The following is a 21,255-nucleotide window of genomic DNA, read 5'->3' as shown; positions in this document are numbered from 1 at the left end:
CCGGGGCGGTTCTGCGCCCGAGCCCTGTCCGATCGCCGGGGAACGGGCCTACGGTCGAGATCTCCCCCTCCTGCTGGGGGCGAGCCCGCCGCCGGTCGATCCCTCCAGAGCACCGACCGGCACCCACCCGATGGTGGGCTCGCCCTCAGTCGGGGAGGTGCGGCGCCTCGCTCGGCGCGTGCCGGCCCAGCTGCACCGCCCGCTCCACCGCCGCCCGCCCGAACTTGCCGCGCACGGCGTCGAGCACGTCGTCGAGCGCCGCGCCGGCCGCCGCCCGCGGGTTGCTGTCGTCGCCGAGCGGCAGCTCCAGCTGCGCGCCGTGGTCGTCGAGGTTGCCGACCGAGACGCCGACGAGCGTGACCCCCTCGCGCTCGAGCAGCGGACGCAGGTCGCCGAGCAGCTCGCGCGCGGTGGTCAGCACCGTCTCGGTGCGGTCGGTCGGCGTCGGCAGGGTGCGGGCCCGGCTGAGCCGGCGGAAGTCGTCCAGCCGCACCCGCACCGTCACGGTGGCACCTGTTCGCCCCGCGGCCCGCATGCGTCCGGTCACCCGGTCGACGAGGGCCAGCAGGGTGCCGTCGACGACGTCCCAGCCGTGGGGTCCGCGGCCGAGGGCGTGCTGCGCGCCCATGGACCCGCGCCGCTGACCGGTGACCACCGGGCGCGGGTCGCGCAGGTTGGCCAGCGCGTGCAGGTGCCGGCCGGCGGCCTTGCCGATCATCGCGACGAGGTCGGGCTCGTCGATCGCCGCGACCTGGCCGACCGTGCGCAGCCCGCGGGCGTTGAGCGCCTCGCCGGTGACCGGGCCGACGCCCCACAGCTTCTGCACCGGCAGGCTGTGCAGGAAGCGCTGCTCGTCGTCGGGCTCGACCACCAGCAGGCCGTCGGGCTTGCCCGCGCCGCTGGCCACCTTGGCCAGGAACTTGGTGCGGGCGACGCCGACGGTGATCGGCAGGCCGACCCGCTCGCGCACGTGACGGCGCAGCTCGGCGGCGACGTGGACGGCGGGTCCGCGCAGGCGACGCAGCCCCGACACGTCCAGGAACGCCTCGTCGATGCTGATGCCCTCGACGACGGGCGTGGTGTCGTGGAAGACCTCGAAGACCCGGCGGCTGGCCTCGACGTACGCCTCGAAGCGGGGCGGGACGACGATCGCGTCGGGGCAGCGGTGCAGCGCGTGCCGGACGTTCATCGGCGTGGAGATGCCGTGGGCCTTGGCCTCGTAGCTCGCCGCGAGCACGACGCCGCCGCCCACGAGGACCGGGCGTCCGCGCAGGGCCGGGTCGTCACGCTGCTCCACGGACGCGTAGAACGAGTCGAGGTCGGCGTGGAGGATCGAGGGCTCCACCCCTCGATCGTCCCACCCGCCGGTGACAGCGTCCTCACGCCGATCGAGGCGGCCCCCACGATCCCTGAGCCTGTCGAAGGGAGTCCTCTCGACACGCTCGAGGAGCGGGCGGGGCGGGGTGGGCGTGGGCGCGTCAGTCGCGGGCGGTGAGGACGAGCGGACCGTCCTCGGTGATGGCGATCGTGTGCTCGCTGTGGGCGCCGCGCGAGCCGTCGTCGCTGCGGATCGTCCAGCCGTCGGGGTCCATGACGATCTCGTCGGTGCCGGCCATGAGCCACGGCTCGATGGCGATGACCAGGCCCGGGCGCAGCTTCATGCCCCGCCCGGCGCGGCCGTCGTTGGGGACGTGCGGGTCACCGTGCATCGTCCGGCCGACGCCGTGGCCGCCGAACTGGGTGTTGACCGAGTAGCCGTCGGCCCGGCAGACGTCGCCGATCGCCGCGGAGATGTCGCCGAGCTTGTTGCCCGGCTGCGCCACGTCGATGGCGGCGGCCAGCGCCCGCTGCGTGGTGTCGATGATCGCCAGGTCCTCGTCGCGCGCCGTGCCGACGACGACGCTGACGGCGGAGTCGGAGACCCAGCCGTCGACGGAGGCGGCGAAGTCGAAGCTGACCAGGTCGCCGTCCTGGAGCTTGTAGGGGTGCGGCAGGCCGTGGAGGACGGCGTCGTTGACCGACGTGCACAGCACCTTGCCGAACGGCATCGCGCCGAAGGACGGGTGGTAGTCGATGTAGCAGGACTCGGCCCCGGCCTCGCGGATCATCCGGTGCGCCTCGGCGTCGAGCTCGAGCAGGTCGACCCCGACGTCGGCCATCTCGGTGAGACGGGTGAGGACGCTGGCGACGAACCGGCCGGCCGGACGCATCTGGTCGACCTGGGCGGGGGTGAGGAGCTCGATCACGACGCCGAGCCTACTTCGCCGCCGAGAACCGGTCAGGACGCACCGCCGCCAGCCAGGACCAGCCGCGCCGCCGCCAGCGACAGGCACAGGCTGGCCGCGCACAGGGCCGCCGCGGCCGGACCGAGCGGGGCGCCGGTCAGGTCGCCGCGCTTGCGCAGCGACGCGGTGACCCTCGCGTACCGACGCCCGGCCAGCAGCCAGCAGGCCGCCGCGACCGCCCCGCCCACCGCGGACGCCGCCGCCGCGACGTGGTCGCCGCGCGCCTGCGCCACTCGCGCCAGCACCGCGGCGGCGGCCGCCATCGACAGCGCGGTGCGGCGCCACGCGAGCGTCGTCCGCTCCGGCTGCAGGCCCGGGTCGAACAGGCTCATGCCAGGACGATCCCCACGGCCAGCACCACGCCCGCCACCGTGACGCCGACGGCGAGCACGGGAGCCCAGCCCGGTGCCGGGAGCGGCTCCCGGCGGCGGAGGGCGCGCTCGGTCCGGGCCCAGCCGCGCCACGCCTGCAGCGGGACGGACGCGCCGAGCACGACCAGGACGAGGCTCACCACCACCTGCAGCCGCGCGTCGAGGTCGAGCGCGACCGCGTCCAGGGCGACCCCGGCCGCGGTCAGGGCGAGCGCCGTGCGCACCCAGGCCAGGTACGTCCGCTCGTTGGCGAGCGTGAAGCGCGGGTCCGGCTCGTCGCCCTCGCCGTACACGCGTCGGGGCCGACGCTCGTGCGCCGATCGCGCCATCGTCGTCCTCCCGCTCGTCGCGCCGGGCCCTGGTGCTCGACACCACAATGATAGACACTGTGTCCAGAAACGTCGGAAGGACACCCATGCCGAACCTCGGTCGACTCGTCTCCCGTGCCGCGACCCACTGGTCGCAGCAGGAGGCGCTCGTGTGCGGCGACCAGCGCCTCACCTACGCCCAGCTGGACGAACGGTCCAGCAGACTGGCCTCCGCGCTCACCGCTCTCGGCCTGCCCGTCGGGGCCGCCGTGGCGACGTACGCGGCCAACCGCGCGGAGCTCGTCGAGGTCGAGGTCGCCCTCGTCAAGGGCGGCTTCCTGCGCGTCCCGATCAACTTCCGCCTGGGGCTGGAGGAGGCCGCTCACGTGGTCGAGGACGCGGACGTCCGCGTCGTCGTGGCCGACCCGAGCCACGCGTCGCTCGCGGTGGACGCGGTCAAGCGCTCCGGACGCGACGCGACCGTCGTCGTCCTGGACGCCGAGGGACCGGCCGACACCGCCGAGTCGGTGTCGTACGAGGCCCTGGTCGCCGGCGGCGACGCCCGCTTCGACGGACCCGACCTCGCCCTCGACGACCCCTGCGTCCTGAACTTCACGTCCGGATCCACCGGACGGCTCAAGGCCGCGGTGCAGACCACCGGCAACCGGCTGGCCAACGTGCGCAAGCGGCTCATGGAGCCCGGCGGCGCGCTGACCTGGCGCGACACCTACCTGGTCGCCGGCCCCATCACCCACGCCTCGGGCATGGTGCTGCTCGCCGCCCTGAGCCGCGGCGCGAAGATCGTCGTCATGCCGGCGTTCACCCCGGCGGAGTTCCTGGCGCTGGTCGAGCGCGAGCGCGTGACCACGACGTTCATGGTGCCGACGATGCTCAACCTGCTGCTCGGCCTGCCCGGCCGCGACGCGTTCGACCTGTCGTCGCTGCGCAGCGTCACGATCGGCGGGGCACCGGTGTCGCCGCAGCGCCTGCGCGACGCCGTCGACTTCTTCGGGCCGATCGTCGCCCAGGGCTACGGGCAGGCCGAGACGACCAGCGGCGTGCTCGTGCTGACCGCCGAGGACGTCGTGCGCGGCATCGAGTCCGACCCCGACCTGCTGCTGTCGTGCGGACGCGCGCTGTACGACACCGAGGTCATGGTCGTGGACGACGCCCTGCGCCCCGTCCCGGCCGGCACGACGGGCGAGCTGGTGGTGCGCGGCGACGACTGCGTGACGTCCTACTGGCACGAGCCCGGACTGAGCGCGGAGACGTTCCGCGACGGGTGGGTGCTGACCGGCGACGTGGCCTGGATGCGCGAGGACGGCTACGTCTTCATCGTCGACCGCCTGAAGGACATGATCATCTCCGGCGGCTTCAACATCTACTGCAGCGAGGTGGAGGCCGCCGTCTACGAGCACCCCGACGTCGCCGAGGCCTGCGTCGTGGGCGTGCCCGACGAGACGTGGGGCGAGGCGGTCAAGGCCGTCGTCGTGCCGCGGCCCGGCGCCACCGTCGACGCCGACGCGCTGATCGCCTTCTGCGCCGACCGGCTCGACCGCCTGAAGAAGCCCCGGTCGGTGGACGTCGTCGACGCCCTACCGGCCAACCGCAACGGCAAGATCGACCGCCGCGCCGTCCGCGCCCGCTACTGGACCGGCGCCGACCGGGCCGTGAACTGAGGAGCCCCATGACCTTCGACCTGCGTCCGTCCTACGACGACTCCCCCACGCTCGGCCCGCTCGTGGCCGACCTGCGCGCCTACCTCGACGGCGAGCTCGCCGACTACGAGCGCGCCCACGACCTCGGCCCCGCGTCCGTCTACGACCGCTCCGTGCTGGAGCCGGTGTGGAGGCGGAGCCGGGAGCTGGGGTTCTACGGCGTCCACCTGCCGCCCGAGCTCGGCGGCCGCGGCCTGTCGTTCACCGAGCTGGCCGTGCTCAAGGAGGAGGTCGGCGCGTCCGGGCGCGTGCTGTACCACTCGGTGCTCGGCGACATGGGCGGTCCGCTGCGGGCCGGCTCGATCTTCGAGGTCGCGACCCCCCAGCAGGTCGAGCGCTACCTGCTGCCGGTCGTGCGGGGCGAGCGCGCGTGCTGCTTCTCGCTCACCGAGACCGACGCCGGCTCGGACGTCCGCGCGATGTCGACGACCGCGACGCCCGACGGCGACGGCTGGCGGATCACCGGCCGCAAGGTGTTCAGCTCGGCCGGCCCGTTCGCGGACTTCTCGGTGCTCGTGGCCCGCATGGCCGGGGAGGACGAGCGCTACTCCGCGTTCCTGGTCGACCTCGACAGCCCCGGCTGCCGGGTCGAGGCCGGTGATGTGCCCCTCTCGGGCGAGCACATCGAGGCCGACATCGTGCTCGAGGACTGCTACGTCGGGCCCGACCAGCTGCTCGGGGAGGTCGGCGACGGCCTGCGCATCGGCGTCGGACGCGTCGTGGTCAACCGGCTGCTGCACTGCCCGACGGTGCTGGGCCAGGCCCGGCGGGTCCTGGAGCTGACGATCGAGTTCGCGAAGGACCGTCAGGTCTTCGGCGGCCGCCTGGCCGACCTGCAGTCCGTGCAGCACCGCATCGCCGACATGGCGACGGCCTACTACGCGGCGCGGTCCATGACGTACGACGCCCTGGCGGCGCTGGACGCCGGACGGCGTCCGGCCACCGAGGCGTTCATGTGCAAGCTGTTCGTGGCCGAGAACGCCTTCCGCATCGCCGACGACGCCATGCAGCTGCACGGCAAGGCGGGGATGGTGCAGGGCTCGGAGATCGAGTCGGCGTTCAAGAAGCTGCGCATGTTCCGCGTGCTCACCGGCTCCTCGGAGATCCAGCGCAACGGCATCGCCAAGGCGCTCCTGGCCTGACCGCGCGACGAGGGCCCGGGACGCGTCGGCGTCCCGGGCCCTCGTGCGTCCTACTGGGTAGACGGGTCGAGGACGGACTCGCGCACGGAGGCCAGCCGCAGGGCGGCGAAGAGCTCGTCCCGGATGCGTTCGGGCACGTCTCGGCCCACGAGCAGGATCCTCGGCAAGGTGTGTAAGGTCCGGCCGCGCACCGGAGCCCTCGTCTCGTACCCGATGCGGGGAAGGTCGGTCTGGAACGACCAGATCGTGCCCAGCCCGAAGATCATCGGCCACACGCTGGAGTACCCGATGACCCGGACCGACGCGACGTCACGGGCATCGAGCTCCGCGACGATCCGTCGACCGCGGCGCGCGACGACGCGAGTGCCCGCCACCCAGTAGCTGACGCGCGCGGCCGACACGGACCACATGGCCAGAGGGACCAACGCCGCCGGGAGGCACACCAGGCCGAACATGGTGAGGCTGATCAGCACGGCGTCGACCTTCGACTCGGTCGTCGCGAGCTCGGGGTCTGTCAGGGCGACGGCCAACCCCAGGACCGCTCCGATGACGGCGCCGGCCGAGGCGGTCACCAGCAGGATCGGCCACGCCGAACGCAACCGGCTCCGCGCGATCAGGCGCTCTCCGTCCATCATCCCGCTCCTCGTCGGCACCTCACCCCGTCCGGTGGACGGCGACCCAGGATCCCAGACGCCCCCACCGATCCGGGCGAATGGCTCCGCGGGAGCGCGTCGCGGACCTACGATCCGGGAGGACGGGCACGACGCCCGGCCCTCGTCCGCACTCCCGAAGGAACGCCGTGCGCCTCACCTCCCTCGTCCTCGCCGCCGGCCTGGCGACCGTCACCGTGCTGGGCTCCGGCACCGCCGCGCACGCCGAGCGGGCCTCGATCAAGGACAAGCGGGCGGACGTCGTGCGCACGACGTACTCCGCGGACGAGTACGAGATGGTGGAGCAGCGTCAGCTCAACACGACGTCGAGCAAGAAGTCCGGGATCGACGCGAAGAGCGTGCGCTTCGACCACGACCGTCGGACGATCAGCGTCACGGTGCGGTTCTCGCGGCTGAAGTCCGGCTCGGGGATGTACGTGGGAATCTACGCGCCGGGCAGCAAGGAGCCCGACTTCCAGGCCTACGGCGAGGTGGGCGAGTCCAAGTCCTTCGTCTACGGCACCGAGGACTACGAGGACGCCTGCTCGGGCGACTTCGCGAGCCGCCGGGGCAGGAACGGCTGGATGACCCTGACGATCGAGCGGTCGTGCCTGGGCGACCTGCCCGAGATCCGCATGTCTGTCGGTGCCTCGCGGCTGATCCAGCAGGACGGCGCGCTCGTCACCTATCGGGACGCCCTATCGGTCAAGAAGATCCGCACGCCGCAGAAGACGCGCCTGCTCGCCGCGGGCTGAGTCCCCTTCTCCCCACCACCGAAGGAACCCCGTGCGCCTCACCTCCCTCGCCCTCGCCGCCGGCCTGGCGACCGTCGCCGTCCTCGGCACCGGCACCGCCGCCCACGCCGAGCGGGCCACGATCAAGGACAAGCGGGCCGACGTCGTGCTGACGACCATGTGGGACGAGGGCTACCAGGAGCGCCAGCTCGGCAGGACCGAGAGCAAGAAGTCGGGCATCGACGCCAAGAGCGTCCGGTACGACCACCGCCGCAGGACCGTCAGCGTCACCGTGAAGTTCTCCCGGCTGAAGTCGGACGCGGGCCTGAGCGTCGAGTTCTACGCCCCTGGCAGCGACGAGCCCGACTACGAGCTCCACGGGTTCCTCGACTCCTCGGACGCCGACGTCATGGACGCCGGCTACGAGCACGCGTGTTCAGCGAGCCTGAAGGGGCGCAAGGGCAGGAACGGCTGGATGACGGCCACCGTGAAGCGCTCGTGCCTGGGCGACCTGCCCAAGGTGCGCATGGCGGCCACGGCCTTCCGCGTGGTCGAGAAGGACGCCTCGGTCCTGATCTACGGCGATGCGCTGTCGGCGAAGAAGATCCGCACCGCCCAGAAGAGCCGCGCGCTCGCCGCGGGCTGAGGCCCTAGGGCTCGACGACCGCGAACGGCGCGGACGCCGGCTCGAGGGCGCCCAGCACGAGACCCACGCGGGTGCCGTCGCCGCTGACCCGGGCACCGGACGCGTCGCCGCGCAGCAGGCCCACGAGACCCCGGACGTCCGCACGCACGACGGCCGCGCCGGGATCGGCGCCGTCGGCCAGGCGCCGGTGGCGCAGCACGCCCCGGCGCAGCCACAGCCGCCAGGTGCCGGAGCCCGGCACGTCCCAGTCGAAGGACGTGTCCGCCTCCCAGGCGCGCGGCCCGTCGACCCGCACCGCGAGGACGTCCAGCAGGTCCTCGACGCCGACCACGCCGAGCAGTCCGCCACCGGGAGCGGACGCCGGCGGCGGACCCTCGACGAGCTCCAGCGCGCCGGTCAGGAAGCAGTTGCGCCACGTCGCGTTCTCGACCTGGGCGGCGAGCCGGCGGTAGACCTCGGCCAGCAGCTCGCGCGCGACCCGGTCCTGCGGGTCGGCGAAGACGACGTGGTCGAGCAGCGTGGCGGCGAAGCGCAGCTCGCCCTCCAGCACCATCTCGCGCGCGGCGGCGAGCGCGCGCCCGGTGCCGCCGACGACGCGCATCCAGTGCTGCGCCTCCTGCTCGGGCGGCAGCGGCCACAGGTGGGCGGGATTCGCGTCGTACCAGCCCAGGTAGCGCTGATAGACGCCCTTCACGTTGTGGCTGAGCGAGCCGTAGTAGCCGTGCCCGGCCGGTGATTCGGCCAGCGCGGGCGGCAGCTCCAGCTGCTCGGCGATCTCGCGCGGGGTGAGGCCGCGGTTCATGAGCCGCACGGTCTGGTCGTGAAGGTAGGCGTAGACGTCGCGCTGGTCCTCCAGGAAGGAGCGCACCCGGTCCGCGCCCCATGTGGGCCAGTGGTGGGTGGCCAGGACGACGTCGGCCCGGTCGGCGTAGAGCTCGATCGTCTCGTCGAGGTAGCGCGCCCACGCCCGGGCGTCACGCACCTGGGCGCCGCGCAGCGTGATGATGTTGTGCATCGAGTGGACGGCGTTCTCGGCCACGCACAGCGCGCGGCGCTCGGGGATCAGCACGTTCATCTCCGCCGGCGCCTCCGTGCCGGGCGTCATCTGCATCTCCAGGACGACGCCGTCGATCTCGACGACCTCGCCGGTGCGGCGCACCTCGTGCGTCGGCCGCGGCAGGCCGGTGCTGCCGCGGGCCAGGCGCGGACCGAGCCCACAGCCCACGTGACCGGTGGGCGAGGGCTCCAGCGCGGTGCCGTACATGTACGCCGACCGGCGCGACATCGCCGGACCGGCCAGCAGGTTCTCGCTCACCGCGTGCTCGGCGAAGCCCTCGGGGACGACGACCGGCACCTCGCCGGCGCCCTCGAGCACGCCGTCGATGCCGCCGAAGTGATCGGCGTGCGGATGGGTGATGACGACGCCGCGCACCGGCCGGTCGCCGCGCACCGAGCGGTAGAGCGCCAGCGCCGCGGCGGCGGTCTCGGCGGACGTGAGGGTGTCGATCACGACCACGCCGGTGCGGCCCTCGACGACCGTGAGGTTGGCCAGGTCCGTGCCGCGCACCTGATATACGCCCTCGCAGACCTCGTACAGGCCGGCCCGCGCAGTGCGCCGGCTGTGCTCCCAGAGGTCGGGGTGCACGGTGTCCGGGGCGTCGGCGTCCAGGAACGCGTAGGCCGTGCCGTCGTGGACCACCCGGCCGGACGCGTCCAGCACCTGGTCGGCCAGCGGGGCGGCCAGGAAGCCGCGGTCCGCGTCGTGGGTCTGCTCGTCCATCGGGTCCCCCGCTCGTGGTCGTCCGGACCGACATTACTGGACATCACGTCCAGCAAGTAGGGGCTCTGCTAGAACTGCGGCATGGAACGCGAGGACAAGCGCCGCACCCGGACGCGCGCCCTGCTGCGGGACGCCCTGGTGTCCCTGTCGCTGGCCCGGGGCTACTCGGCCCTCACCGTCGAGGACATCGTCGCCGAGGCCGGGGTCGGCCGCGCGACGTTCTACACGCACTTCCCGGACAAGGAGAAGCTGTACGACCACGTCGTGCGCAGCGTCATCGACGACCTCGACGCGCGCCTCGCCCCGGTGACCGACGTGAACGAGAAGGGCTTCACCGGCAAGCCCGTCGACACGCTGTTCCGGCACGCGGCCGAGCAGGCCGACCTGTACCGGATGATCCTGCGCGGAGAGGGCGACGGGCGCGGCCTGCGGCTGCTCGCGGACGCCTGGGGCGACCGCGCGCTCGAGGTCTTCCGGGCCCGTGCCGACGCGCTGGGCGTGACCCCCCGGGTCGACCTGCGCGTCGTGGCCCGCGCCTGGGCCGGCGAGCAGACGTCCGTCCTCCTGTGGTGGCTGGAGTCCGCCGCTCCGCGACCGGCGCTGGACGACGTCATCGAGACGCTCGTGGAGCTCTCGCGCCGCGGTCGGTACTGGGCCAGCGGCTTCGACCCGGAGTAGATCCGTCCGACCGCTTGTGTGCGCCGCATCACATCACGTACAGTCCCCTCGCCGACACTTTCTAGACAGAGTGTCCAGAAGAAGGGAAGCGACATGATGCGTTACCGCCGCGAGCTCACGGAGTACCCGACCGGGTCCAGGCGCCGGGTCCTCGTGGCCGTCGTCGTCATCGCGTGCTTCATCTCCGCGTACGAGGGCCAGCTCGCCCCGGTGCTGCCGCTGCTGCTCGACGACATCGGCATGTCGCTCAAGACGTACGGCCTGATCACCGCCGCGTCCCTGCTCTGCGGCGCGCTCGCGGGCTTCCTCGGCGGCCGGCTGGTCGACCGCGTCGGACGCGTGCGGGTGATCGTCCCGTGGATGTTCCTGTCCGCCGCGTCCTGCCTGTTCATGGCCTGGTCGCACACGCCGGGCCAGTTCACCGCCGCTCGCATCCTGCTCGCGTTCGTCGAGGGCGTCGCGATGTCCGGCACGCAGCCGCTCATCCGCGACTTCACCCCGCGCGTGGGCCGCGCCCAGGCGTTCGCGTTCTGGTCGTGGGGCTCGCTCGGCGCCAACTTCGTCGCCGCCGGCATCGCCGCCGCGACCCTGGACTTCTTCGGCACCTGGCACTCGCAGCTGTACATCATGGCTGGCTTCGCCTTCGCCGGGTCGGTGCTCGTCATGGTCTTCCTGCAGGACCTCGCCCCCGAGGTGCGCCAGCACACCCGCCACTCCGACGAGCACGTCGAGCACCGGTTCGCCGACGCCCGCCGGCCCGGCGCCTGGGCGCTGCTCCAGCACCGCGTCGTGGCCGCGCACGTGGCCGCGATGTCGCTCATGTTCGTCCTGCTCGCGACCATGAACACCTACGCGCAGAAGATGCTCGTCGACCAGCTCGACATGGGCGTGCGCGAGGCGTCCGTCGTGACCATGTCGTTCTGGGCGGCCGCCCTGCTCGGCAGCCTGGTGTGGGCGCGCAAGTCCGACACCACGCAGGCCCGCAAGCCGTACCTGCTCTCCGGCGGCGTGGCCGCGTGCGCCTGCCTGGCCGTGCTCATCGCCGTCACCTCGGCCGGCGCCGAGCTGCCGGTCTGGGTCGTGGTCGCGCTGTTCGTCGCGCTGGGTGGCTCGGTCGCGGCGACCTTCGGCACCTGGCAGGCGAGCTTCTCCGAGCACGTCGAGGAGATCCACCCCGACGCCCAGGGCACCGCGTTCGGCCTGCAGCACATGGTCAGCCGGCTGTGCATCCTGGCCGCCGTGCTGTTCGCCCCGCGAGTCGTCGACGCCACCGGCGGATGGCGTGCCTGGCTGGTCGTGTGCCTCGTCGCGGTGCTCGCGTTCACCGTCATCACCGCCTCGATCTCGACCCGCCACCGCACGCGGACGCCGGCCACCGTGGGCGCCGTCACGGAATAGGCGGGCGCCGGACGTCCTTGCCCCTTGGTATGACCACCATCGGACTCATCGGCAGCGGAAACATCGGCAGCGCCATCGCGCGACTCGCGGTCAAGGCGGGGCACGACGTCGTCCTGAGCAACCGGCGCGGGCCCGACACCCTCGCCGACCTGGTCGCCGAGCTCGGCGACCGCGCCCGGGCCGCGACGCCCCAGGAGGCGGCCGAGGCCGGCGACGTCGTCGTCGTGACCATCCCGCTCGCCGCCTACGAGTCGGTCCCGGTCGAGCCGCTGCGCGGCAAGACCGTCATCGACACCAACAACTACTACCCGCAGCGCGACGGCCAGATCGCCGAGCTCGACTCCGGCGAGGCCACCTCCGCCGAGCTGCTCCAGCGCCACCTGCCCGACTCGCACGTGGTGAAGGCGTTCAACAACATCGCCTTCGCGCACATCCCCGAGCTGGCCCGCCCCTCCGGCGACGCCGAGCGCTCGGCGCTGGCCATCGCCGGCGACGACGAGCGGGCCAAGGGCGAGGTCGTCCAGCTGCTCGACGAGCTGGGCTTCGACGCGCTCGACGCCGGGCCGCTGGCCGAGGGCTGGCGCTACGAGCCGAACACCCCGGCCTACGGCGTCCCGTACTTCGCGGACCCGTCGACGGTGCAGCCCGGCGGCACCGCGCCGGCCAAGCCGGTCTCGGCCGACGAGCTCAGCGCGGCCCTGGCCCAGGCCACCCGCTGACCTGACGGCGCCTGCGCCCCGCTCAGTCGAGCGAGCGGCGCAGGCGCTGCATGCCGGCGATCCAGCGGTCCGGGTCGGCGGCCTTGCGCGCGTGCATCGTGCCGACCTCGGCGTGCGGCAGCGCCAGGAAGCGGCCCTCGTCGATCGCCGTGAGCAGCGAGTCGGCCACCTCGAGCGGCTCCAGCACGGCGCCGGCCTCGGTGACCGAGCGCATGCCGAGGCGGGCCTGCTCGTCCTGCGTGGCCTCGGCCTGGTCGACGAGCGGGGTGCGGACGCCCATGGGGCACAGCGCCGCCACCTGCACGCCCCGGTCGCCGTAGGTCGCGGCCAGCCACTCGGCGAACCCGACGGCGGCGTGCTTGGTGACCGCGTACGTCGGCAGCCCGAGCTGGGTCAGCAGGCCGGCTGCGGACGCGGTGACGGCGAAGCAGCCCTCGCCGCGCTCGAGCCACTGCGGCACGAGGAGCCGCGCGGCGCGCACGTGGGCCATGACGTTGACGTCCCACGACGACTCCCACGCCGCGTCGTCCGCCTCGAGCCCGAAGCCGCGGAAGATGCCCGCATTCGCCACGAACAGGCCGACCGGCCCGGCCAGCCCCTCGGCCGTGGCGAACAGCTCGCGCAGGTAGGCCTCGTCGGCCGCGTCACCGGCCCGGTGCGCCACGCGTCCGGGGTGCTCGGCCTCGAGCGCGGACGCCGTGGCCGCGAGCCGCTCGGCGTCCAGGTCGCTCAGCGTGACCGAGGCCCCACGCTCGAGCAGCCGCTGCGCGACCGCCGCCCCGATGCCGCCCGCCGCACCGGTGACGACGGCGCTCGTGCCGTCAGCGACGCGCATGACGCCGCAGCTCGGCCTTGGCCAGCGAGTTCTTGTGCACCTCGTCCGGCCCGTCGGCGAAGCGCAGCGTGCGGATGCCGGCGAACGCCTCGGCCAGCCAGAAGTCCTGGCTCAGGCCACCGGCGCCGTGGGTCTGGATGGCCTTGTCGAGGATCCACTCGACCGTCTGCGGCGTCGCGATCTTGATCGACTGGATCTCGGTGTGCGCGCCCTTGTTGCCGACCGTGTCCATGAGCCACGCGGTCTTGAGCACGAGCAGGCGCAGCTGCTCCAGGCGCACGCGCGACTCGGCGATCCAGTCGCGGACGACGCCCTGGTCGGCGATCGGCTTGCCGAACGCCACGCGCGACGAGGCGCGCTCGCACATCAGCTCCACCGCGCGCTCGGCCAGGCCGATCGAGCGCATGCAGTGGTGGATGCGGCCCGGCCCCAGGCGGGCCTGGGCGATGGCGAACCCCGCACCTTCGGCGCCGATCACGTTCGAGACCGGCACGCGGACGTCGGTGAACCGCAGCTCGGCGTGGCCGCCGTGGTCGCGGTCCTGGTAGCCGAAGACGTGCATGCCGCGGACGACCTCGAGACCCGGGGTGTCGCGCGGGACGAGCACCATCGACTGCTGGCGGTGCCGCTCGGCGTCCGGGTCGGTCTTGCCCATCACGATGAAGATGGCGCAGTCGGGGTTCATCGCCCCGGTGATCCACCACTTGCGGCCGTTGATGACGTACTCGTCGCCGTCACGCTCGATGCGCAGGGCGATGTTGGTCGCGTCCGACGACGCGACATCCGGCTCGGTCATGGCGAAGGCGGAGCGGATCTCGCCGGCGAGCAGCGGCTCGAGCCACTGCTTCTTCTGCTCCTCGGTGCCGAACTGGGTCAGCACCTCCATGTTGCCGGTGTCGGGCGCGGCGCAGTTGAACGCGGCCGGTGCGAGCTGGATCGAGCGTCCGGTGGCCTCGGCGAGCGGGGCGTACTGCAGGTTCGTCAGGCCCGCGCCCTCGTCGCCGGGCAGGAAGAAGTTCCACAGGCCCTGCTGCTTGGCCAGCGCCTGGAGCTCACCGACGACGGCCGGGCGCGCCCAGGAGTCGGTGCGGACGTTCTCGGCGACCTGCTCGTGCAGGACCTTCTCGCGGGGGACGACCTCGGTGTCGATGAACGCGGTGACGCGCTCGAGCAGCTCGGTGGTCTTCTCGTCGTGGGCGAAGTGCATGTCAGGCTCCTGCGTAGACGTAGACGACCTCGGCGACGCACGCCGGCTTGGCCGCGCCCTCGCGCTCGACCACGACCTTCATCGTGATCTGGCTGCCGATGGCGATGTCGGTGACGTCGGTGAGGGTGGCGGTCGCGCGGATGCGCGAGTCGACCGGCACGGGCTCGGGGAAGCGGATCTTGTTGGCGCCGTAGTTCACGCCCATCGCGAGGTTCTGCACCTCGTAGATGGCACCGACCATGACCGGCAGCAGCGACAGCGTCAGGTAGCCGTGGGCGATCGTCGTGCCGAACGGGCCCTTCGCCGCCTTCTCGGGATCGACGTGGATCCACTGGTGGTCGCCGGTGGCGTCGGCGAAGGTGTCGATCTGCTCCTGGGTGACGGTGATCCAGTCGCTGGTGCCGAGCTCGTTGCCCACCTGGGCACGGAACTCGTCGAGGTTCGCGAACGTGCGCGTCATGGGGGTCCTTCCCGACGGAGGTAAGCGCTTGCTTAGCAGCGACCCTACTCCGCCGGACGGGCCACCCGCCAGGCGTGCTCCGCGTCGTCCCTCACCCGAGCCCGCCTCCGGCGCGATTCGTGACGGAACGGACGTCGGGACGCGCCCGACCCCGTCCGACTCGACACACTTCGCGGCGGAGCGGTGGCTAGGTGAGGTGCAGGACGAGGGGGACGAGGGCGAGACCGGTGGCGACGGCGAGGCCGGCGACGTCGGCGCGGGTCCAGGTGGCCGGCTCGGCCCAGGTGCGGTGGTGGGCGTCGGCGAACCCGCGCGCGTCCATCGCCACGGACGCGCGCGAGGCGCCCCGCATCGCCTGGACGAGCAGCGCGAACGCCGCGCCGGCCGCGTACCGCAGGGTGGCCAGCGGGCTGCGGCTCGGCCCGACCCCGCGGGCCCGGCGGACGCGCTCGAGCTCCTGCCACTCGCGCACGAGCGACCAGAACCGCTGCAGCGCCGCCGAGAACGCGGCGACGAACCGCCCGGGCAGGTGCAGGCTCTGGGCCAGGTGGTCGCCGAGCCGGGCCGGGTCGACGTAGCCGGCCGCGACCGAGCCGGGCCACGCGAGCACGAGGATGCGCAGGCCGGCGGTGAACGCCTTCGCCTCGTCGTGGCCGCCGAGCCGCCACGTCGACCAGACCACGGACGCCGCCGCGATCGAGCAGAAGAGCAGGCACAGCAGCGGGTAGCGCCAGCTCGGCACGGTCAGCACCACGGCCAGGGCGTACGCGGCCAGCGTGACGAGGCCCGTCGTCAGGTCGCGGACGGCGAACGAGCCCAGCAGCGAGCCGAGGCCCACCGCGAGCAGCACGAGCGGGTTCACCCGCAGGACGGCGCCGGTCACGCGACCACCCGTCCGTCGTCGAGCCGCACCTCGACGTCGCGCGGCGCCAGGTCGTCGTGGGTGGACAGCGCCACGGTCGCGCCCGCGTCGGCGGCGGCGCGGACCCAGCCGGCGACGGCCGACCACGTGCCGCGGTCCTGCCCGACGGTCGGCTCGTCGAGCAGCACCGTGCCGGGCCGGTGCGCCAGCGCCGCGGCGAGTGCGAGCCGGCGCTGCTCGCCGCCGGACAGGCGGTACGGGTTCGCCTCGCGCAGGTGCGCCAGGCCGAGCAGCTCGAGCACCGCGTCGACGTCGACCGTCCGGCCCACCCGCTCGGACGTCCGCCCGACCTCGTCGGCGACCCGCGTCGTGACGAACCCGTGCTCGGGGTTCTGCGGCACCCAGCCGACGAGCGCGGCCAGCTCGCGGGTGCGGGCACGCCGCAGGTCCGGCGTCACGGTGCCGGACGTCGGACGCACCAGGCCGCCGAGCACGCCGAGCGCGGTCGACTTGCCCGAGCCGCTGGGACCGACGAGCGCCGCCACCTCGCCCGGGCGGACGGCGAGGTCCACCCCCGACAGGGCCTGGGTCAGCTGGGACCCACGCAGCGTCCGCGCCCGCAGCACGACGTCCACCCCGGCGAGAGCGTGCACGGCGGACGACGCGGGCTCCACGAGCGGGGCCGGGACGGGCACCGGCTCGGGGTCCGGCAGGCCGGGGAACCAGACCCCGTCCGGCGGCGGACCGGCCAGGAAGCCGGCGACGTCGGTGTCCTGGACGACGACCGCGCCGGGCCCGAGCACGACGACCCGGTCCACGTGCGGCAGCCACGGCTCGAGCCGGTGCTCGACGACGAGCAGGGTGCGGTCCCGCGCGACGGCCAGCACGGCGTCGCGCACGCGGGCGGCGCTCGCGTCGTCCAGCATCGAGGTCGGCTCGTCGAGCAGCAGGACGTCCGGGCGCAGCGCGACCTGGCCGGCGAGCGCCAGGCGCTGCTTCTCCCCGCCGGACAGGGCGACGGTCAGGTGCTCACGGTCGACGTCCAGCCCGACGGCGGTCAGCGCCGCGTCGACCCGCGCCCAGGTCTCGTCGCGGCCGAGGCCGAGGTTCTCCGGGCCGAACGCCACGTCCCGCCCGACGTGGGCGGCGACGAGCGCGTCCTCGGGGTTCTGCACCAGCAGACCCACGCGGCCGTCGACCTCGACCTCGCCGGACAGGTCGCCGGCGTAGGTCGAGCCGAGCGCGCCGACGAGCGCGTGCAGCACCGTCGACTTGCCCGCCCCGCTCGCCCCGACCAGCAGGACGCGCTCGCCGGGCTCGACGTCGAGGTCGAGCCCGGCGATCGTCGGGCGTCGCCGCCCCAGCGGGCGCCAGGTCAGGCCACGGGTCCGGACGCGCCCGCGCAGGTCAGACCTCCCGCGCTTGCTCGCGGCCGGGACCGAACGCGTCCAGCACCCCGGCGCGAGCCAGGCCCTGCACCAGCAGCCAGCCGCCGACGCCGGCGACGACCGCGCCCGAGAGCGCGAAGAGGCCGAGGTGGACGAGCTTGTAGGGCAGGTCCCAGTAGTCGTAGTACGACTGCCACTCGTAGAGCGACTCGAAGGCGCCGGCCACCGCGCCGGCGAGGGCCGCGACGACCACGCCGAAGCGTCGGTAGAGCAGCAGGGCGAGCACCAGCTCGGCGCCGAGGCCCTGGAAGAAGCCGGACGCCAGCGTGCTGACGCCCCACTCCGTCCCGCCGACCACGAGCAGCGAGACCGCCGCCGCGACCAGCTCGGTGACCAGCGCGGCGCCAGGCTTGCGGACGATGAGTCCACCGACGACGCCGGCGATCAGCCAGACCCCGCCGAACAGGCCGGCGAGCGGGGGGTAAGCAAGGACCAGCGGCTCGCTGAGCGGCGCGTAGGCCTTGCCCCAGGCCCAGTAGACGAGGCCGAAGGCGACGCCGAGGGTGGTGATGGTGACCAGGTCGATCGTGCGGTAGCGCACGAAGAACCCCGTGATGGACGTGTCTGCAGAGCTCGTCATCATGACTCCCTTCGCCGGTACTAACCGGAGCAGGTTCAAGGGTCTGCGGCTTCTCCGCACTCTCAGCGCCCTCTGCGTAGGCGCTCCCCTGTCGTGTGGCTCGACCCTAGCCCGTCGGCGACGGGTCAGGCCAGCAGGTCGCCCTTGCCGAACATCTCGGCGGTGGCACGGGCCGACGGGGTGCCCGCGTCGAGGTCGGCGCCGGCCTCGCGGAGCACCGCGACGACCTCGTCCTCGCCCTTGAACACGGCCCCGGCGATGGGGCTCTGGCCGCGGTCGTTGAGCCGGTTCACGTCGGAGCCGCGCTCGGCCAGCAGCCGGACGGTCTCGGCGTGGCCGTGGTACGCGGCGAGCATGAGCAGCGTGTTGCCCTGCGGGTCGGTGAGGTCGACCGGGGCACCCGCGTCCAGGAACGCGGCGACCGCGTCGGTCTCGCCGGCACGGGCGTGGTCGATGAGCTGGTAGGCCAGCTCGACGGCGCGGGGATCAGCGGGCTCGGTCATGCCCCGAGCCTACGGTCGGCGCCGGATGTCCGCCGCTCGCGTGGGACGCTGGCGCGGTGCCCGACGTCGCCGTGTGGATCCTCGCCGCGATCGCCGTCTCGGTCGTCCTGGGCGCCGTGGTGCAGTCCGTCGTCGGGCTCGGCCTGGGACTCGTGGCCGCACCCGTCGTGACGCTCCTCGCGCCCGAGCTCATGCCGGGCTCGCTGCTCGTGCTGGGCATGGTGCTGCCGGTCTTCACGCTCGCCCGCGAGCGGCGCGACGTCGACTGGGCCGGGTTCGGCTGGGCCATGCCCGGACGCGTCGTCGGCACCGTCGTCGGGGCGTGGGTCGTGGCCACGGTCAGCCCGCGCGACCTTGGCGTCGCCGTCGGCCTGGCCGTGCTGCTCGCCGTCGTGCTGACCGCGTGGGCGATCCGGGTCCCGGTCACTCGGACGACGCTGGGCGTGGCCGGGTTCACCAGCGGCATCGCCGCGACGACGTCCGCGATCGGCGGGCCGCCCATGGCGCTGCTCTACCAGCATCGCCCGGCCCGCCAGGTGCGCTCGACGCTCGCGGTCTACTTCGTGGTCGGCAGCGGGCTGAGCCTGGTCACCCTCGCGGTCGCCGGGCAGCTGCCGGTCGAGCAGCTCGCGCTCGGGGCGCTCATGGTGCCGGTGCTGCTGCTCGGGGTCGCCGTCGGCGAGTGGGCGCGCGACCGGGTGCCGGCCGCGCGGTTCCGCACCCTGGTGCTGGCGGTCAGCGCGGTCTCGGCCGTCGTGCTGGTCGTCCGCTCGCTGGTCTGAGGTCAGCGCCCGGTGATGCGGTCGCCGAGCCGGGCCAGCGCGCTCGTGCGGCCGAGTCCCTTCGCCTCACGCCGGTCGGCCTCGCGGTACAGCCCGTACATCGCCTTGACGCCCAGCCAGCGCAGCGGCTCGGGCTCCCAGCGCCGCACCCGGTGGTTCGTCCACGGCAGCCGGGTCAGGTCGGTGTCGCGGCCGAGCACCAGGTCGGCGAGCGTGCGCCCGGCCAGGTGCGTGGTGGTGAGTCCGCTGCCGACGTAGCCGCCGGCCCAGCCGACGCCGGTCACCGGGTCGAGCCCGACGGACGCGCTCCAGTCGCGCGGCACGCCGAGCACCCCGCACCAGGCGTGCGCGAGTGGCACGTCGCGCGTGGCCGGGAACAGGTCGTGCAGGATGCGGCGCAGCGACTCGACGGTCCAGGCCTGGGTCTGCCCGTCGACGTCCGTGCGCGAGCCGAAGCGGTACGGGACGCCCCGACCGCCGAGCGCGATGCGCCCGTCGGCGGTGCGTTGGGCGTAGCAGTAGGCGTGTGCCTCGTCGCCGAGCAGCTCGGCGCCGCGCCAGCCGATCTCGTCCCACACGGCGTCGGGAAGCGGCTCGGTGGCGACCATCGCCGAGTTCATCGGCAGCCAGGTGCGGCGCAGGCCGGGCAGCCCGGCGGTGAAGCCCTCCAGGCAGCGCAGCACGTGCTGGGCCCGGACGGTGCCGCGCTCGGTCACCGCCTCGCCAGGACGCACGTCCGTGACGCGGGTGCCTTCGAGGATGCGCACCCCGCGGCGCTCGACGGCGGCGGCCAGCCCGGCGACGAGCCGCGCCGGCTGGACCCGGGCGCAGTGCGGGCTGAACGCGGCGGCGCGGGCGCCGGCCACGCGCACGCGCGCGGCGAGCTCGTCGGCGTCGAGCAGGCGGCGGTGGTCCTCGCCGAGGCCCCACGCGCGGTCGGCGTCCAGCGACGCGCGGAGGCGCTCCTCCTGGGCCGCGGTGCGGGCGACGTACAGGACGCCGTCCTTGACCTGGTCGGCCTCGACGCCCTCCTCGGCGCACACGGCCAGGACGTCGTCGACCGCCCGCTCCATGGCGTGGACGAGCGCCAGCACGCCCTCGCGACCTCCGGCCCTGGCGTACGTCTCGCGGCTGCCGGCGAGCTCGGCCGACAGCCAGCCCCCGTTGCGCCCGGACGCCCCGTAGCCGCAGAACTCGGCCTCCAGCACGACGACGTCCAGCGAGGGGTCGAGCCGGCTGAGCTCGTAGGCGGCCCACAGACCGGTGAGCCCGCCGCCGACGACGGCGACGTCGCAGGCGAGGTCGCCGTCGAGCCCGGGACGCTGCGCCGGGACGCCCGCCTGCTCCCACCAGAAGGAGACCCCGCCGTTGACCGGTCCGGCGCTCGTGTCGCGCTCGTACGTCCTGCTCACGCGCCCATCGTGCCCGGTCGCGGGGGCCTCGCGGCGGCACCGGCGACGCGCCGCGCCGGAGCCCGGCGGGCCGCGGTTGCCCCGCTCGGACAGAATGTGGCCATGTCGTCCGTGCGCACGCCCGACCCGAACCCCGGCTGGCTCTCCGACTTCGCCCTGGAGGAGACCCGGGGCCGGGTCCCGATCCTCTACGTCGAGGCCGTGCCCGTGCGCGTGGACTCCTTCGGCCGCGTCGAGCACGTGGGCGTGCTGCTGCGCGCGTCGTCCACCGGCTCGATGACGCGGACGCTCGTCTCGGGTCGCGTCATGCACGGCGAGTCGCTGCGCGGCGCGCTGCTGCGCAACCTGGAGAAGGACCTCGGCCCGACCGCGTTCCCCCGGCTGCCGCTGAGCACGACCCCGGTCACCGTCGCCGAGTACTTCCCGCTGCCGGGCATCGCCCCGCTGCACGACCAGCGTCAGCACGCGGTCGCGCTCGTCTACGTCGTCCCGGTCACCGGCGAGTGCGCCCCGCGCCAGGACGCGCTCGAGCTCACCTGGCTCACGCCCGAGGAGGCGGCGATGCCCGAGGTGCTCGACGACATGGAAGGTGGCCGCGGCCACCTGCTGCGCCAGGTGCTCACCCACCTGGGCACCCTCCCGGCCTGACCCCGGCCCCCTTCTGGCGTCGCGCTGACCCGCGACGTATGGTTACCGCTGAGTAATAACTCGGTGCCCGACTGTGGCTTGCCTAACCC

23 protein-coding genes and 1 riboswitch are annotated in these 21,255 nt (G+C 73.8%); of the genes, 9 read left to right on the top strand and 14 right to left on the bottom strand.

What is annotated here, in order from left to right:
• Positions 1–145: 145 nt before the first annotated feature.
• The 4 genes from dinB to E0W78_RS06960 all read right to left on the bottom strand — a co-directional run bounded on the left by dinB (position 146) and on the right by E0W78_RS06960 (position 2,985).
• On the bottom strand, positions 146–1,345 hold the full coding sequence (gene dinB / locus E0W78_RS06975; protein ID WP_131403130.1) for a DNA polymerase IV: 1,200 nt from the start codon (positions 1,343–1,345) through the stop codon (positions 146–148).
• Between the two features lie 133 nt (positions 1,346–1,478).
• Positions 1,479–2,246, bottom strand: coding sequence for a type I methionyl aminopeptidase (map, locus tag E0W78_RS06970; RefSeq protein WP_131403129.1), 768 nt, complete (start codon positions 2,244–2,246; stop codon positions 1,479–1,481).
• Positions 2,247–2,278: 32 nt separating this feature from the next.
• Positions 2,279–2,617, bottom strand: coding sequence for a DUF202 domain-containing protein (locus E0W78_RS06965; protein ID WP_131403128.1), 339 nt, complete (start codon positions 2,615–2,617; stop codon positions 2,279–2,281).
• Positions 2,614–2,985 (bottom strand): DUF202 domain-containing protein, encoded by a 372-nt coding sequence (locus E0W78_RS06960; RefSeq protein WP_131403127.1) that lies wholly within the window; start codon positions 2,983–2,985, stop codon positions 2,614–2,616. Before E0W78_RS06960 ends, E0W78_RS06965 begins: the two co-directional genes overlap by 4 nt.
• Before the next feature lie 86 nt (positions 2,986–3,071).
• Between E0W78_RS06960 and E0W78_RS06955 the strand changes: the two genes are divergently transcribed.
• Both E0W78_RS06955 and E0W78_RS06950 read left to right on the top strand, forming a co-directional pair.
• A complete protein-coding gene (locus tag E0W78_RS06955; protein WP_131403126.1) occupies positions 3,072–4,643 on the top strand; it encodes an AMP-binding protein in 1,572 nt (523 codons plus the stop codon).
• 8 nt (positions 4,644–4,651) lie between these two features.
• On the top strand, positions 4,652–5,824 hold the full coding sequence (locus E0W78_RS06950) for an acyl-CoA dehydrogenase family protein (RefSeq protein WP_131403125.1): 1,173 nt from the start codon (positions 4,652–4,654) through the stop codon (positions 5,822–5,824).
• A 50-nt stretch (positions 5,825–5,874) separates the two neighbouring features.
• Here the strand turns inward: E0W78_RS06950 and E0W78_RS06945 are convergent, their stop codons facing one another.
• Positions 5,875–6,459 (bottom strand): hypothetical protein, encoded by a 585-nt coding sequence (locus E0W78_RS06945; RefSeq protein WP_131403124.1) that lies wholly within the window; start codon positions 6,457–6,459, stop codon positions 5,875–5,877.
• 164 nt (positions 6,460–6,623) lie between these two features.
• On the opposite strand from E0W78_RS06945, the gene E0W78_RS06940 reads away from it, so the two are divergent.
• Positions 6,624–7,229, top strand: coding sequence for a hypothetical protein (locus E0W78_RS06940; protein WP_131403123.1), 606 nt, complete (start codon positions 6,624–6,626; stop codon positions 7,227–7,229).
• Positions 7,230–7,260: 31 nt separating this feature from the next.
• Complete coding sequence (locus E0W78_RS16505; RefSeq protein WP_165570431.1) at positions 7,261–7,854, top strand: hypothetical protein; 594 nt, start codon at positions 7,261–7,263, stop codon at positions 7,852–7,854.
• A gap of 4 nt (positions 7,855–7,858) precedes the next feature.
• On the opposite strand, the gene E0W78_RS06925 is transcribed toward E0W78_RS16505, so the two are convergent.
• Positions 7,859–9,634 carry an alkyl sulfatase dimerization domain-containing protein gene (locus E0W78_RS06925; protein WP_131403120.1) on the bottom strand — a complete coding sequence of 592 codons (1,776 nt, stop codon included), beginning with the start codon at positions 9,632–9,634 and terminating at the stop codon, positions 7,859–7,861.
• Positions 9,635–9,715: 81 nt separating this feature from the next.
• On the opposite strand from E0W78_RS06925, the gene E0W78_RS06920 reads away from it, so the two are divergent.
• The 3 genes from E0W78_RS06920 to E0W78_RS06910 all read left to right on the top strand — a co-directional run bounded on the left by E0W78_RS06920 (position 9,716) and on the right by E0W78_RS06910 (position 12,429).
• Positions 9,716–10,312 (top strand): TetR/AcrR family transcriptional regulator, encoded by a 597-nt coding sequence (locus tag E0W78_RS06920; protein ID WP_131403119.1) that lies wholly within the window; start codon positions 9,716–9,718, stop codon positions 10,310–10,312.
• Positions 10,313–10,405: 93 nt separating this feature from the next.
• The gene (locus tag E0W78_RS06915) at positions 10,406–11,710 is read left to right on the top strand and encodes an MFS transporter (RefSeq protein WP_131403118.1); all 1,305 of its coding nucleotides are present in this window, start codon (positions 10,406–10,408) and stop codon (positions 11,708–11,710) included.
• Positions 11,711–11,739: 29 nt separating this feature from the next.
• Positions 11,740–12,429 carry an NADPH-dependent F420 reductase gene (locus E0W78_RS06910; RefSeq protein ID WP_131403117.1) on the top strand — a complete coding sequence of 230 codons (690 nt, stop codon included), beginning with the start codon at positions 11,740–11,742 and terminating at the stop codon, positions 12,427–12,429.
• A gap of 22 nt (positions 12,430–12,451) precedes the next feature.
• Here the strand turns inward: E0W78_RS06910 and E0W78_RS06905 are convergent, their stop codons facing one another.
• From E0W78_RS06905 to E0W78_RS06875, 7 genes are all read right to left on the bottom strand, one after another.
• Entirely contained in the window at positions 12,452–13,264 is an 813-nt protein-coding gene (locus E0W78_RS06905; RefSeq protein WP_131403116.1) for an SDR family oxidoreductase, read from the bottom strand.
• Entirely contained in the window at positions 13,251–14,471 is a 1,221-nt protein-coding gene (locus E0W78_RS06900; protein WP_131403115.1) for an acyl-CoA dehydrogenase family protein, read from the bottom strand. The genes E0W78_RS06905 and E0W78_RS06900 overlap by 14 nt, the downstream gene beginning before the upstream one ends.
• 1 nt (position 14,472) lies before the next feature.
• Positions 14,473–14,931: a MaoC family dehydratase gene (locus E0W78_RS06895; protein ID WP_131403114.1), complete on the bottom strand. Its 459-nt coding sequence runs from the start codon at positions 14,929–14,931 to the stop codon at positions 14,473–14,475.
• Positions 14,932–15,118: 187 nt separating this feature from the next.
• Positions 15,119–15,814 carry an energy-coupling factor transporter transmembrane component T gene (locus E0W78_RS06890; RefSeq protein WP_165570430.1) on the bottom strand — a complete coding sequence of 232 codons (696 nt, stop codon included), beginning with the start codon at positions 15,812–15,814 and terminating at the stop codon, positions 15,119–15,121.
• On the bottom strand, positions 15,811–17,136 hold the full coding sequence (locus E0W78_RS06885) for an ATP-binding cassette domain-containing protein (RefSeq protein ID WP_278249426.1): 1,326 nt from the start codon (positions 17,134–17,136) through the stop codon (positions 15,811–15,813). The genes E0W78_RS06890 and E0W78_RS06885 overlap by 4 nt, the downstream gene beginning before the upstream one ends.
• Before the next feature lie 64 nt (positions 17,137–17,200).
• Positions 17,201–17,821 carry an ECF transporter S component gene (locus E0W78_RS16845; RefSeq protein ID WP_242686261.1) on the bottom strand — a complete coding sequence of 207 codons (621 nt, stop codon included), beginning with the start codon at positions 17,819–17,821 and terminating at the stop codon, positions 17,201–17,203.
• Positions 17,811–17,921: riboswitch (TPP riboswitch) on the bottom strand. (Overlaps the previous gene by 11 nt.)
• A 25-nt stretch (positions 17,922–17,946) precedes the next feature.
• Positions 17,947–18,324 (bottom strand): ankyrin repeat domain-containing protein, encoded by a 378-nt coding sequence (locus E0W78_RS06875; protein WP_131403110.1) that lies wholly within the window; start codon positions 18,322–18,324, stop codon positions 17,947–17,949.
• A gap of 56 nt (positions 18,325–18,380) precedes the next feature.
• On the opposite strand from E0W78_RS06875, the gene E0W78_RS06870 reads away from it, so the two are divergent.
• Complete coding sequence (locus E0W78_RS06870) at positions 18,381–19,106, top strand: sulfite exporter TauE/SafE family protein (RefSeq protein WP_131403109.1); 726 nt, start codon at positions 18,381–18,383, stop codon at positions 19,104–19,106.
• Between the two features lie 2 nt (positions 19,107–19,108).
• Here E0W78_RS06870 and E0W78_RS06865 read toward each other — a convergent pair whose 3' ends face one another.
• The gene (locus E0W78_RS06865; RefSeq protein ID WP_131403108.1) at positions 19,109–20,518 is read right to left on the bottom strand and encodes an FAD-binding oxidoreductase; all 1,410 of its coding nucleotides are present in this window, start codon (positions 20,516–20,518) and stop codon (positions 19,109–19,111) included.
• A gap of 102 nt (positions 20,519–20,620) precedes the next feature.
• Here E0W78_RS06865 and E0W78_RS06860 point away from each other — a divergent pair, with 102 nt between their 5' ends.
• Positions 20,621–21,166: an NUDIX hydrolase family protein gene (locus tag E0W78_RS06860; protein ID WP_131403107.1), complete on the top strand. Its 546-nt coding sequence runs from the start codon at positions 20,621–20,623 to the stop codon at positions 21,164–21,166.
• Positions 21,167–21,255: the final 89 nt, after the last annotated feature.

The organism is Aeromicrobium sp. IC_218 (assembly GCF_004336805.1).
Classification (GTDB): domain Bacteria; phylum Actinomycetota; class Actinomycetes; order Propionibacteriales; family Nocardioidaceae; genus Aeromicrobium.
The sequence above is the reverse complement of the archived record's forward strand: the minus strand, read 5'-3'. Positions and strand labels throughout refer to the sequence as shown.